The sequence below is a fragment of the Pseudomonas sp. O39 genome, assembly GCF_045447295.1.
Taxonomy (GTDB): domain Bacteria; phylum Pseudomonadota; class Gammaproteobacteria; order Pseudomonadales; family Pseudomonadaceae; genus Aquipseudomonas; species Aquipseudomonas antarctica_A.
In genome coordinates this window covers 1-12,606 of the sequence record NZ_JBJGXV010000002.1, presented here as the reverse complement: position 1 = coordinate 12,606, position 12,606 = coordinate 1, and the positions used below count along the sequence as shown (strand labels likewise).

Sequence of the window (12,606 nt, the reverse complement as noted above, 5' to 3'; positions counted from 1 at the left end):
AGGCGGCATGGTTTGTATACGAGGCATTCAGCAGAATGCGTGCCAATGGCACACAATCCCTCTGAAACTGCGTCCCAAAGGGGTTCAGCGTGGATTAAAGACGGGGACTACGCTCAGCAACGGTGCACATAAATCCTGTACACAATCAGTGGTGCACCCGATGTGCACACAGGTAGCCGACAGTGCAGCATACGGCCGTCAGAAACGTGCCCCAGGCCATGTCCATGATCGCCAGACCTGCGGACCAGCCTTGCAACGTGGCCCAATTGCTCAAATCGTAGGTGCCATAGGCGACCAACCCAAGCAAGGCACCGAGGCGCGCAGCACGCTGCCAACTGGCGCTTGGCAGGACTACAAACACCACGCAACCGATGACATAGAGCAGATAGAACAACACGGCGGGCAACAGGCGCGGCTGATCAAGCATCAGCGAACCCAGCAGGGACTTGTAGGTCGGGCCCATGAGGACGCCGAGCCAGAGGCCGTCGAGCACCAGGAAAGCCAGCAAGGTGCCGAGATAGGCGAACAACGATTTTTTGGACATTCACACCACCTCTGCAGGAGCACATTTGCTCCTACAGAAGAGCAAACCCCACTCAGCTTAGTTCAATGCGGTCGGCATGAATCACAATCTGACCCTGCTTGTAGAGCGCACCAATGGCCTTCTTGAAGTTGTCTTTGCTGACGCCGAACAAGTTGCTGATCACTGCCGGGTCGCTTTTATCGCTGACCGGCAAGGTGCCGTTGTTTTCACGCAATTTGGCAAGGATCTTCGAGTTCAGGCTGGAGGCCGCTTCCTGGCCGACCGGCTGCAGACTCAGGCTGATGTTGCCATCGGCACGAATCTCTTTGATAAAGCCTTTCTCTTCCTTGCCCGGGCGCAGGAACTTGAACACTTCGTTCTTGTGGATCAGGCCCCAGTGCTTGTTGTTGATGATCGCCTTGAAGCCCATGTCCGTGGCTTCAGCCACCAGCAGATCGACTTCCTGGCCTACCTGATAGTTGGCAGGCGTCTTGTCCAGGTAGCGGTCCAGCCGTGCAGTGGCGGTGATGCGCTTGGTGTGCTTGTCGAGGTAGACATGCACGACGCAATATTCCCCGGCGGTCAGCTGACGTTTTTCTTCCGAATACGGCAGCAACAGATCCTTGGGCAAACCCCAGTCGAGGAATACGCCAATGCTGTTGACTTCCACTACTTTCAAACTGGCAAATTCGCCAACTTGAACTTTCGGCTTCTCAGTCGTCGCGATAAGTTTGTCATCGCTGTCCAGATAAATGAAAACGTTAAGCCAGTCTTCATCTTCACTGGGAATATCTTTTGGGATATACCGGTTGGGCAAGAGGATTTCGCCATCTTGCGCACCGTCCAGGTACAAACCAAAGTTAGTGTGTTTAACCACTTGCAAGCTGTTGTAGCGCCCGACTAAAGCCATTTCCAAATACCCTCGTTACGTGGGCAGCATTCTACCCGAGTTGCGCTCGGCACGCGCGTTCGCCTGAAAAATCGAGGGCTGGCGTGGCGTTTTACTGGCAGCGCCCCGCTCGTCTGATCAATCATTTCAATTTCATCGGGGACGAGCGGCCATCCGCCCTATGGTTTCCAGTTAAAACAGTAAGTTAGGGGGTTATTTCAACGCCAAACTTTGGCTGAATATGAGCGCACCCATTATTCCCGGGGGATATTTACCAAGCAATTGTCAAGTATTTCCTGTACGATGCCTGGCCAAGTTAATTTTCTACAGGTTAGTGGCCGCCATGCGCGTAAAAGCATCCAACAGCAAAGCAAAGCCAGCTCCAGCCGTTGAAACCAGCGAATCGATCAACAGCCAGATTGCTGCGTTCCTCAAGTCCGGCGGTGAAATCCAGCAAATTGCCAAGGGCGTGAGCGGCCAGACTTTCGGCCCGTCCAAGCAGATCAGCCTGGGCAAGAAGTAACACCCGCGCATTACACCTGGTCCCTAAGCGTCTTATCCTCAAGGCGCTAGGACTAGAGCCCGAGACACCCTTTCTGCATCACACCGTATTGCGCTAATCGACGAACGGGGCTCACCGCCCAGCTTTCGCCGGTATGCTTGCACACGTCTAGTACGGGCATCTGCCCGATTTCCTCTGTCACTGCTCCTCGCTTTTCATGGAGTGAAGCATGCTCAAGCCCTGCTTTTTTCTGATCGCTGCCCTAGCGGCCAGCCCTTTTGCGCAAGCGCAGATTTTTCAGCGCGAGTTAGGCGATTTCGACCTGAAATTGGGCACCACACCAAGCCGCAGCATGGCCCAGGGTCTGGTCAAACCCACCTCGCCCGGTAGCGATTCGTTCCACGGCGGGTTGGACCTGAGCCACAACAGCGGCGTGTATTTCGGCCAATTCTCACCGAACATGGGGCTGTCATCAGCCAACAACCTCGAAGTCGATTCCTACATGGGCTTCAAACACCCCTTCGACCAAACCCTGGGCTATGAAGTGGGCATGATCCACTACAGCTACCCCAAGCTCAGCCCTCTGGACAGCCAGGAGTTCTATGGCGGCCTGAACCTGCTGGGCAATCGCTTCGGCGCCTCCTTCAGTAACGACCCCGACCGCCAGGACAGCACGCTCTTTGCCGACCTCGGCGGTACGCAACCCTTCGGCATCGGCGTCAGCATGAAGTACACCACTCATCAACTGGGCACCCCGGCCTCGGTGGAGGGTGGCTCCATCAGCAGCTTCAGCGACTGGTCGGTACAATTCTCCCGCGCCTGGAAGGGTGTCGACCTGGACTTGATCTACAGCGACTCCAGCCTCAGCGGCGGAAGCTGCTCAGCCTACTCAGGACACAATTCGCAATGCGATGGCCTGTTGACCTTGAAGGCTGTGCGGTCGTTTTATTGATGGGCTGAACTGTCGCGCACCGCGCAGGTTCACATGCATTAACCCCATCTGCGCAAGGACCTGCCCATGCTGCGTCGGCTCAAACTTCTGGTGGTACTGCTGACCTTGAGCCTGGTACTCGCCGGCTGCAATCGTGTAGGCCTCGCCTACCGCAACCTGGACGTGATTATCCCCTGGACCCTCAGCGACTACCTGGACATGCATGCCGGGCAGAAGAACTGGTTCAACGACACACTCAAGCAACACCTGGCCTGGCACTGCACCACGCAATTGCCAGGCTACCTGGACTGGCTTGATCGCCTGCAACAGATGGTCGACAACAACCAGGTCACCGATGCCGCGCTACAGGCCCGTACCGTCGAAGCCAAAGAAGCGATTGCCGAAGTGGCGCGGCAAATCACGCCGTCAGCGATCGAATTGCTCAAAGGCCTGGATGATCAACAGGTCAAGGACATGAACGACGCCCTGGCCAAGGACCTGCGCAAACGCCAGGACGAATACCTCAAGCCGCCACTGGAACAGCAGATCAAGGAACGCGCCCAGCGCATGAGCAAACGCCTTGACGCGTGGATGGGCCCGCTCAGCGCCAGCCAGCAAAACCGCGTCACCGCCTGGTCGATTGCGCTGGGTGAGCAAAATGAGCAGTGGATCGGCAACCGCGCCCGCTGGCAGGCGCAATTTATCGCCGCGGTGCAGCAACGCCAGAGCGCCGACTTCCCACAGAAAATTGAGCAATTGCTGGTGGATCGAGAGAGCCTGTGGCCCCCGGAATACCGGGTCGCCTATGCCCAGACTGAAGCAGCGGCACGCAGCCTGATTGTGGATTTGATGGCTGAAAGCACCGTGCAGCAACGGCTTAAGCTGACACAGAAGATCGATAGCGTACGCAACGATTTCAAGGCACTCAAATGCCTCAAGGCTACCGCCATTTAAAATGTGGGCTTGCTCGCGAAGGCCGTTGTTCAGTCGATCTATCGTGTGACTGATTCACCGCATTCGCGAGCAAGCCCGCTCCCACATGGGCCTGCGTAGTGCCTTTAAGCAATCTGCGCCTTCGAAGCTACTTCATCAAACGTCGCCGGCTCCAGCGCATCCGCCTGCTCATCCAACACCTGACGCGGGTGGTCATTGCCCGGAATCGAACTGTCGATCAGCGCCAGCAGTTGCGCACCTCGCGCAGTCAAAATGAAGTTCTCACCGTTGCCGCCCTCTTCCTCGGGGCGCGATTCAATGAACTCACGCTTGAACAACAACGCCTCATAGTCGGCAGCGGTCTTTTTAAGCGTGTCCAGATTGCCGGTGGACTCGCCTGCAGTCGCCTTATCGGCAGCCTCCTGCTCGGCATATTTGCGCGGTGCAAAGCTGCCCTCGCCATTCTGCACTTCATGCAGCAGACGTTCGATCAAATCCCAGTTGTAAGTCGTCATCCTGATTCCTCCTGCAGGCCGTTGGAAAAGTAGCCCGTCTAAAGGTGTGACATGCCCCGTGACTGGCCGTTCAGCCGAATGGACGGGCGTCATTTCTCTGAACTTTCCAGACGTTCGCCCCCTCAACTGAACACCACTGCCAAGGACGTCCGACCATGAAAACCCTGAAGAACCTGGCCATCGCCGCCACGTTGATGACCGCCCTGCCCGTTTGGGCGTGCACACCGGAAGAGGCCACGGCGAAACGCGAGCAACTGGCACAGGAAGTGACCAAGCTCACGAAGCAAAACCCCACCAAGGCCAAAGAAATAAATGCAGAGCTGCAGAAAATGGATATGGACACGACCGCTGCCGATTTACCCGACAAATGCCAATTGATCGATCAACGCCTGAAAGACCTCGACGAAGCCGCCGCCAAGACAAAAAACTGAAGGCATAAAAAAACCGGACATCGTCCGGTTTTTTCATATCAACGCAACCTTACTCGGCAGCAGGCGCTTCTGGCTTGCGACGCTTGAGCGGCGCCATGCCGTCCTTGCTGACGAGCGACAGGTTGTCGGTCTTCGGCCGATTGGCGATCTTGCGCTTGGTCGGCGACTTGGCGCCGGCCTTTTTCTTGTCGCCCTTGGCATCGACTTTTTTCTTCTTCACGCCGACGGCTTTGCCCGACGCCTTGACCTTCTTCGGCCCGGTGTAAGTGCCTTTGACTTCCTTGATGGTGCGGCGCTCGAACGACTGCTTGAGGTAGCGTTCGATGCTCGACATCAGGTTCCAGTCGCCGTGACAGATCAGCGAGATCGCCAGGCCATCGTTGCCGGCACGCCCGGTACGGCCGATACGGTGCACGTATTCGTCGCCGCTGCGTGGCATATCGAAGTTGATGACCATGTCCAGGCCATCCACGTCCAGGCCGCGGGCAGCAACGTCGGTGGCCACCAGGATTTTCACGCCGCCGGCCTTGAGACGGTCGATGGCCAGCTTGCGATCCTTCTGGTCTTTCTCACCGTGCAGCACGAATGCCTTGTAGTCCTGCGCGACCAAGCGACCGTAGATACGGTCGGCAGCGGCGCGGGTATTGGTGAATACGATGGCTTTTTGATAGGTCTCGTTGGCCAGCAGCCAGTTGAGGATCTGTTCTTTGTGCACATTGTGGTCGGCCATGACGATCTGCTGGCGCGTGGTCGCGTTCAGATCGCTGACGTTGTTGACCTGCAAGTGCTCAGGATTGTTCAGGACCTTGGCAACCATGTCGCGCAGGGTCGAACCGCCGGTGGTGGCGGAAAAGAGCATGGTCTGCTGGCGATTGACGCACTCGGCCACCAGGCGTTGCACATCGTCGGCAAAGCCCATGTCGAGCATGCGGTCGGCTTCGTCGAGTACCAGTACTTCGACTTCCTTGAGGTCAAGGTTGCCGGCATTGAGTTGCTCGATCATACGGCCTGGGGTGCCGATCAGAATATCTGGCACTTTGCGCAGCATCGCGGCCTGGACCTTGAAGTCTTCGCCGCCGGTGATCAGGCCGGACTTGATGAAGGTGAACTGCGAGAAGCGCTCCACTTCCTTCAAGGTCTGTTGGGCCAGCTCACGGGTCGGCAGCAGGATCAGGGTCTTGATGCTGACACGGACTTTGGCCGGGCCAATCAGGCGGTTCAGAATCGGCAGGACGAAAGCGGCAGTCTTGCCACTCCCGGTTTGAGCCGTCACCCGCAGGTCACGCCCTTCGAGCGCGAGCGGGATGGCCGCTGCTTGCACAGGCGTAGGCTCGACAAATTTAAGCTCGGCCACGGCTTTGAGCAGGCGTTCGTGCAGGGCGAATTGGGAAAACACGGGTGCTACCTCGAAGAAATACAAAATATCAGCTGCATAGGGTAACGGTTTCGGGCGTCCAAACCGAGTTTCTTTACGCGAACAGCGCGAATCAGCTGCTTTTTTGTTAAGACATTTGTCCGTAAAACCAACTTTGTTGCACTTAAATGCTCTAATCGGCCCGTGTTGTCTTACAGAAGAATCAGTTTCACCCATGGATATCAAACAGTTCTGGCTCAACCTCCAAGACCTTTGGGGCGCCCTCGACCAACACCCGTTGCTGCATTCCGGCCTGGGCCTGCTGGTTTTGCTGGTGGTGGCCCTGCTGCTCGGACGGGTAGCGCGGTACCTCATTCTCCACACCGTCAAATTGCTCGGCCGACAACCGGCGCTGCATTGGCTCAATGACCTGCGGCACAACAAAGTCTTTCATCGCCTGGCGCAGATGACGCCGTCCCTGGTGATTCAGTTCGGCCTTTACCTGGTGCCGGGACTGAGCAAAACCGCCACGTTGTTTATCGGCAATGTGGCGCTGGCGTTCACCATCCTGTTCATGACGCTGGCGGTAAGCGCCCTGCTCAACGCCTTGCTGGATATCTACGCACGCACCGAGCATGCCCGCACCCGCTCGATCAAGGGCTATGTGCAACTGACGAAAATGGTGCTGTTCGTGTTTGCCGCGATCATCATCGTCGCCACCCTGATCGACCGCTCGCCGTTGTTGCTGCTGTCCGGTCTGGGTGCGATGTCGGCGGTGATTTTGTTGGTCTACAAAGACACCCTGCTGTCATTCGTCGCCAGCGTGCAACTGACCAGCAACGACATGCTGCGGGTCGGCGACTGGATCGAAATGCCGCAGGTCGGCGCCGACGGTGACGTGGTGGACATCACCCTGCACACGGTCAAGGTGCAGAACCACGCGTGAGCTCCCGCTATTTGACACAACCCGTGAGCTGATCTTGAATTGACAGACATCTCTATCGGGATGATGTCCATGACCTCACACCCTCCCCCTGGAACCACTCAAGAATCCACCGGTTCCTATACCAAGGTGGTGCTACGGAACGTCAAGCTCTGGCAACCCTGTGCCTCTGATCAAGCCATGGACTGGGTAGGGGGGATCGCAGAGGACGGCCTCAGCATCGAATCCTACCCTGTCAAACGCCTCCCCTACCAAACGGCAAGCATCAATACGCTATATGTAATCCTTCAGCCTGACGGCAGTATCTGGTGCGACGGCAGCCTCTACCTGTACTGGCTCTCTGCAGAACAAGGAAAGAAAACACCCACGGTCGAGAACATCGCTGGGGACTTGTGCAACTTCATGAACAAAATGCAGGAAGGTGAGAGGGACTACCTTGATTTTGAGGGAGAGTCATTCAGCCGTCCGACTTACTACTACCAGGCCCAGATGAAAAAGGCCGTACTGCGAAAGATAAGGGGCGGTACAACGGGGAGTGGTGAAAAACTAGGGAGAGCAACGGCCAATCGAAAGATCACCAGCATGATTGGATTCTATCGATGGATGGTAAACACGGGACGATTCAGACCTCAGCAGGCCATGTGGGTTAGCACAACAAAGTATATCTCGTATATCGACCAACATGGCTTTCGGCAATCCCGAGAGATCATTTGTACAGATTTAACTTTTAGTCAGACAGCTGGAGTCTCGACGGGCGATTACATTGAAGATGGAGGAAAGCTATACCCCATCAGCCGGGAAAACCAGCAAGCACTGATTGCTGCATTGGTACGACTTAGCAATACTGAGATGCTGCTAATTCATATCGTTGCGTTAACCACAGGAATGAGAATTCAGTCTATCCTCAATCTGCGCGTACATTGCATTCGCCAAGATGTAGGCTCTCCACATGATGAACAAAGGAATGCACTGTACGCGATTTCCATTGGAGGCCAAACAAATGTGGGGGCGAAAGGTAACAAGGAACAAGACGTACTAATGCCTGCCTGGTTGCACTACCAACTTACGATCTATCTCAATTCTCAACGACACAAGGACAGAGCCATGAAATCACCAATTCAAGATATTTTTGATGAGTTAGTCTTCCTGACGAGGTCGGGAAAATCGTACTACGTAGCCGAAGAAGATAGCGAACTATTCGGATATTCCAATGAACGTGGATCCGCCATCCGACAGTTTGTCAAAAAAATCCTAGAGGAGCTAACTAAACAAAATCAGGCCTTCAAGTATCGATTTCACGACCTACGCGCAACATTTGGAATGAATTTGATTGAGGATCATATGAACAAGTCAAATAAGAGTGACATCTCGCAACTCAGCCTACTGGATTTAGTTAGAAGAAGACTAAACCACAGTAGCGTTGACGTATCCATGCGCTACCTGAGGTTTAGATCTGATCATCCTCTGATTGCCAACGCCCAATCGGAGTTTGAATCTCACCTTGAAGGCGTTATTAATACGGAAATGAGACGACATGAGGGTATTCGATCGTGATATCTACCAAATCAACATCCAAAACCTTCAACTGGACGAGTGCCAGCGAAAGATTGCTGATACCGCTATCGAAGGTCTTATTGTACAGTGCACTAAAGAACGTAAAGTCGATATAGGCGCGCTTTGCTACCAAAATCGCACCAAGACTACCCGAGCACTGACAAAGAAAGTAGATCTTCATACGCTCCGTCCAGAGCGCAAGAAGGCCTTACGCGCTTGGATTATACAACAGGTCACGTTCTATTACACCCGGAACACTGCCACCACCATCTACGCCAACACTACTAAAATTACCGCGATCTTCGACTGGGCAGACTCCTGTGGATTTGAGAATTTCCTGAAATCTCCTGAAAACTATCATGAGGCTTTGCAAGCATATACACAAAACTTGCTTCAGCAAGTTTTGATGAAGGACAAGTCAAAACTTACTGCGAGCCTTCACCAGTCAATGGCGCTACGGAGCGGATCAATTTTCTTCCCGTACACCACATTTAATTTTCGAGATGACTTACCAATTATCTCTAACGACGGGGGCAGTTCTAATCCCACCGAACCACCTCTTCAAAGCGAAATTGAAGCATACCTTACGCCTTGCCAGTACCTATTTGACGGACTAACCGAATTCGCAATAAAATTCAAAAAATTTCCTGCCCGAATTCCGTTCATGACTGAATATCTCTGGCTACTTCCGGCAGAATACCCGATTATAAGTAAAAGAGTACTTTCAGAAAAACCGAAGGTTCAATTTAATATTTGCTGGAACTACGAAAAAGGTACAATCCGCACAACGCTGGAAGCAACAAAACTTAGTCTCCGACCTCATTATTTCGTGAAAGCCGATCTCGCAGCCGCAAACAAAATCAAATACAAGGCCAATAATGATCAGCGGCACGAGAAGCGAATGAAGCTTGCTAAAATTGCACATGATTCATTTATCCCCTTATTTGTAGCCAATAGCGGCATTAATGAACAGACCCTGAGAGACCTACTCTTTGATGAAAGCTATGAAACCTTTGAGTCCGGAGAAAAAGGATTTGTTGGAATCAAGATGCGAGCGAGAGGTAGAGAAGTAAAATTCTCCATAAAAAAAACCTTTACCAAGCAATTTGATAAATTCATCCGACTGCGAAAATTTATTGACGACGGACAAAAAAATGAATTCTTATTCATCGGCATGAGAATTTATGAGCATTCCATAGATGGCCAATTAGGCTTGAGTGAGATTGCCAAATTTAATGACAGAATCAAGCGACTATTGATTCCCGACCTAAAAGTCTTAAGCTACCAAAAACTTAGAAAATACAAAAGCAACTACTTGCTCACCCATGGTCATTCTGTCCAAGTCGTTTCATCGTTATTGCAAACAAGTGAAAGGACGATTCTCAACAGTTATGCTCAAGCACAGGAAAGTACCGCCATAGCTGAAATTACTGCAATGATGAAGCGCTTGGTTGAACTACTAAATGATTACTCAGGCGAAGAGACACCTGCAGGTGATTGTGCAGACATAGCAGGGCGTTCAGAAATTATCGCTTCGCCTCCTGACTATGAACCCAACTGCAAAAATTTTGAAGGTTGCATTTTTTGTAGTCAATTTAGAACCCATGCCACTGAACCTTCTATTCGTAAGCTTCTAAGCATGCGTTTCGTCACCTTGGAATATCTGAACTCCTGTGCAGATAAAAGTCATTTCGACAAAGTTCACGGAGCGGCTATCGCGCAGATCGATCGCATCATTTCGGAACTTCGGGAGCATCGTCCCGAATTGTCAGGATCAATTGATCAAATTAGCGCCGAGATTAGTAATGAATTCAAGCTTTCTGACTATTGGAAGCGCTTTTACCATCGAATGGTTCAACTGAAGGTGATGAAATGACAGCTAAGCGTAAAATCTCCGCCAGCAGTACCGCCTTTCCTCTAAAAAAGGCTCATTTGCAGACTGATGCATACTATGGGATGAAGCTATCTCGGATCGTCCCGGGCCTAGTAATGTCCCGGTCGTTAGATGGATCGGTTATTTCCCTCTTTGATGATGACCAATGGTTCCTCCCTGCATTCGCATTCAGTATCCAAGACAATCCATATTTTGATTTTTTGCCATTTCGGCAAGCGGGAAGATTCAGCCCAGAGAACGTTGCCACTTGTAAGCGAATCTTCACAATGAAGATGTTCTCAACAAAATCTAAGACCGGTAAAGCCATACGCTTACCTACTATGCAATCAACGATGGTAGCGCTTTATCACGTAAACACATTCAGTAACAAACGCAACATTCCAATACAAGAGATATTCAACTCCAAAGTACTATTTGAAAAAATGCTGACAGACATTCCAGTTTCTTACAACAAACAACTACTCGCGCTGATCCGAACGCTTGTCAGCATTGATAGTGTTGACCGAGGCTTCTCGATTGACGGTACCATCCTTCCACTTATTAAAAAAATCGCTCGAGAGTCTCGTAACGAAGGCAACCAGCACGCTGTAATTCCTAGTAGAATACTCTGGACAAAATACAAACAGTACAAAGAGTGCATTGATGACTACCTGAAGAACCAGCAAAACATACATGATTTCATTAAAAGAACAATCCTCGACCGATTCTTTGGAAGGGGAAATCTTACCCGGTATAAGTATCAAGATGAATTTTCACAACTTTCTTTAGAATCCAGATCCGCTTATAGTAAAGAACCAATTACCTTCTGGAAGGCTGTTGAATCATACAAACTGGAAGCAATTGCGGACAAATATGACTGGAATGTTACGAAGTGCGCGACTAACTACTTATCACTTGTGCAATACTGCGCAAAGTGCCTGATCCATCTATTCACTCTCATGCGGGACAGTGAAGTCTTAAATCTTCAGGCAAACTGCTTGGAGCCTATTCAGGGTTGGAATAATGAAGCACTCTACGTTTGCGGCATCTCGACTAAACTCGAAAGTGAAAAAACAGCTGCGAAATGGATTACCACTGGCGACATCTGCGAGCCTGTACAGGTTCTTCAGTCCATTCAAAAGCTCGTAGCCTATCACGCAAAAGACGACATGGAGGTGAGCTGGCTACTCTTGGCGGCCTCTAACTTGCCTTTCTCAGGTAGCTCGAAGAAAGAGGGGGTGGCGCGTACAAATCTCGATGACAGGCTTCCGCCCGTCATCATTACAGACGCCGATATCCGCGAATTGGAAACCATTGATCCGTATCGAAACTGGCGTGATGACAAGAAATTCAAGATCGGTCAGCCTTGGCGGATAACCTCGCACCAGTTTCGCCGCTCAATTGCTGTGTTTGCCGGGCAAAGCGGTTTGATCACCCTTCCCTCGCTCAAGCGCCTGCTACGGCATATCACCAAGGCTATGTCGACCTACTACATGAAAGGTTGTTCGGCTAAAAACTACCTATTTAGTGACATCAATCCTCAGCTCACAAGGGAGCTCAAGCGAGCTAAGGAAGAGGCTGATGCTGCAGTGTTCATTCGTGACGTGCTCAAATCAGCAGAGCAAATGTACGGTTTCGCCGGACGTCGAGCAATGGAAATGAAAAAGGAGTTCCCTTGGCTAGCCGGCACAGAGGCAGAGACAAATCAGCAAGTGAAGCTTGGTTTGACGGCATACCAAGAAACCCCTGCGGGAGGGTGCACCTCTCCTACACCGTGCGATAAGCGGGCTCATGCGAAAATGGACACCTGCATCACGTGCAAACAATTTGTTGGGCAGGAGGCCAAGATGGCTGAAACAATTGAGATCATGGAATTTGATTTGGCGGAACTCAAGCCTGGAACCATAGAATACCGTGCAGAGCTTCAAAATCTGGAAGACTTCAAGGATTTTCGAGATCGCGTCATCGCGCGCGGTTAATAAAATGTTACTTTCATGACGGAGAGGATCGATATGTCAGTAGAGCACGGAAAAAATTCAACTTTAAAGCCCTACTACGATGCGGCACTTCGTATCTTAAATAATTCCACAATGGTTTTACCTTCAGGTTCGAAGATGACTCTGAAAAACGTAGCGCTGGAAGCATCTAAATCTCCTAG

General features: G+C 51.7%; 11 protein-coding genes and 1 pseudogene. 8 read left to right on the top strand and 4 right to left on the bottom strand.

The window, feature by feature from the left end:
- Positions 1-145: 145 nt before the first annotated feature.
- Together ACI77D_RS02490 and ACI77D_RS02485 are read right to left on the bottom strand one after the other, a co-directional pair.
- Positions 146-544: a DUF2177 family protein gene (locus ACI77D_RS02490; protein ID WP_221295363.1), complete on the bottom strand. Its 399-nt coding sequence runs from the start codon at positions 542-544 to the stop codon at positions 146-148.
- A 52-nt stretch (positions 545-596) separates the two neighbouring features.
- Positions 597-1,433, bottom strand: coding sequence for a S1 RNA-binding domain-containing protein (locus tag ACI77D_RS02485; RefSeq protein WP_407015992.1), 837 nt, complete (start codon positions 1,431-1,433; stop codon positions 597-599).
- A 322-nt stretch (positions 1,434-1,755) separates the two neighbouring features.
- Here ACI77D_RS02485 and ACI77D_RS02480 point away from each other — a divergent pair, with 322 nt between their 5' ends.
- From ACI77D_RS02480 to ACI77D_RS02470, 3 genes are all read left to right on the top strand, one after another.
- Positions 1,756-1,935, top strand: a complete 180-nt coding sequence (locus tag ACI77D_RS02480) for a hypothetical protein (protein ID WP_003193095.1) — start codon at positions 1,756-1,758, stop codon at positions 1,933-1,935.
- Between the two features lie 208 nt (positions 1,936-2,143).
- Complete coding sequence (locus ACI77D_RS02475) at positions 2,144-2,866, top strand: TorF family putative porin (RefSeq protein ID WP_064453531.1); 723 nt, start codon at positions 2,144-2,146, stop codon at positions 2,864-2,866.
- A gap of 66 nt (positions 2,867-2,932) precedes the next feature.
- Positions 2,933-3,799 carry a DUF6279 family lipoprotein gene (locus tag ACI77D_RS02470; protein WP_407015991.1) on the top strand — a complete coding sequence of 289 codons (867 nt, stop codon included), beginning with the start codon at positions 2,933-2,935 and terminating at the stop codon, positions 3,797-3,799.
- Positions 3,800-3,903: 104 nt separating this feature from the next.
- On the opposite strand, the gene ACI77D_RS02465 is transcribed toward ACI77D_RS02470, so the two are convergent.
- Entirely contained in the window at positions 3,904-4,293 is a 390-nt protein-coding gene (locus ACI77D_RS02465) for a hypothetical protein (RefSeq protein WP_064453533.1), read from the bottom strand.
- Between the two features lie 155 nt (positions 4,294-4,448).
- On the opposite strand from ACI77D_RS02465, the gene ACI77D_RS02460 reads away from it, so the two are divergent.
- Positions 4,449-4,724, top strand: a complete 276-nt coding sequence (locus ACI77D_RS02460) for a hypothetical protein (RefSeq protein ID WP_064453534.1) — start codon at positions 4,449-4,451, stop codon at positions 4,722-4,724.
- A 49-nt stretch (positions 4,725-4,773) separates the two neighbouring features.
- Here ACI77D_RS02460 and ACI77D_RS02455 read toward each other — a convergent pair whose 3' ends face one another.
- Entirely contained in the window at positions 4,774-6,120 is a 1,347-nt protein-coding gene (locus ACI77D_RS02455) for a DEAD/DEAH box helicase (RefSeq protein WP_128590772.1), read from the bottom strand.
- A 193-nt stretch (positions 6,121-6,313) separates the two neighbouring features.
- Here ACI77D_RS02455 and ACI77D_RS02450 point away from each other — a divergent pair.
- The 4 genes and pseudogenes from ACI77D_RS02450 to ACI77D_RS02435 form a co-directional block, all read left to right on the top strand.
- Positions 6,314-7,015, top strand: a pseudogene (locus tag ACI77D_RS02450) (mechanosensitive ion channel domain-containing protein); the annotation flags it as partial.
- A 78-nt stretch (positions 7,016-7,093) separates the two neighbouring features.
- Positions 7,094-8,575 (top strand): tyrosine-type recombinase/integrase, encoded by a 1,482-nt coding sequence (locus tag ACI77D_RS02445; protein WP_407015990.1) that lies wholly within the window; start codon positions 7,094-7,096, stop codon positions 8,573-8,575.
- Positions 8,556-10,451 (top strand): hypothetical protein, encoded by a 1,896-nt coding sequence (locus ACI77D_RS02440; RefSeq protein ID WP_407015989.1) that lies wholly within the window; start codon positions 8,556-8,558, stop codon positions 10,449-10,451. Before ACI77D_RS02445 ends, ACI77D_RS02440 begins: the two co-directional genes overlap by 20 nt.
- On the top strand, positions 10,448-12,427 hold the full coding sequence (locus tag ACI77D_RS02435; protein ID WP_407015988.1) for an integrase: 1,980 nt from the start codon (positions 10,448-10,450) through the stop codon (positions 12,425-12,427). Before ACI77D_RS02440 ends, ACI77D_RS02435 begins: the two co-directional genes overlap by 4 nt.
- Positions 12,428-12,606: the final 179 nt, after the last annotated feature.

What these genes read in the sequence shown, in the direction of transcription:
- ACI77D_RS02490 (WP_221295363.1), bottom strand. Translation starts at nt 544, where the DNA reads ATGTCCAAAAAATCGTTGTTCGCCTATCTCGGCACCTTGCTGGCTTTC.
- ACI77D_RS02465 (WP_064453533.1), bottom strand. Translation starts at nt 4,293, where the DNA reads ATGACGACTTACAACTGGGATTTGATCGAACGTCTGCTGCATGAAGTG.
- ACI77D_RS02475 (WP_064453531.1), top strand. Translation starts at nt 2,144, where the DNA reads ATGCTCAAGCCCTGCTTTTTTCTGATCGCTGCCCTAGCGGCCAGCCCT.
- ACI77D_RS02440 (WP_407015989.1), top strand. Translation starts at nt 8,556, where the DNA reads ATGAGGGTATTCGATCGTGATATCTACCAAATCAACATCCAAAACCTT.
- ACI77D_RS02445 (WP_407015990.1), top strand. Translation starts at nt 7,094, where the DNA reads ATGACCTCACACCCTCCCCCTGGAACCACTCAAGAATCCACCGGTTCC.
- ACI77D_RS02485 (WP_407015992.1), bottom strand. Translation starts at nt 1,433, where the DNA reads ATGGCTTTAGTCGGGCGCTACAACAGCTTGCAAGTGGTTAAACACACT.
- ACI77D_RS02435 (WP_407015988.1), top strand. Translation starts at nt 10,448, where the DNA reads ATGACAGCTAAGCGTAAAATCTCCGCCAGCAGTACCGCCTTTCCTCTA.
- ACI77D_RS02470 (WP_407015991.1), top strand. Translation starts at nt 2,933, where the DNA reads ATGCTGCGTCGGCTCAAACTTCTGGTGGTACTGCTGACCTTGAGCCTG.
- ACI77D_RS02460 (WP_064453534.1), top strand. Translation starts at nt 4,449, where the DNA reads ATGAAAACCCTGAAGAACCTGGCCATCGCCGCCACGTTGATGACCGCC.
- ACI77D_RS02480 (WP_003193095.1), top strand. Translation starts at nt 1,756, where the DNA reads ATGCGCGTAAAAGCATCCAACAGCAAAGCAAAGCCAGCTCCAGCCGTT.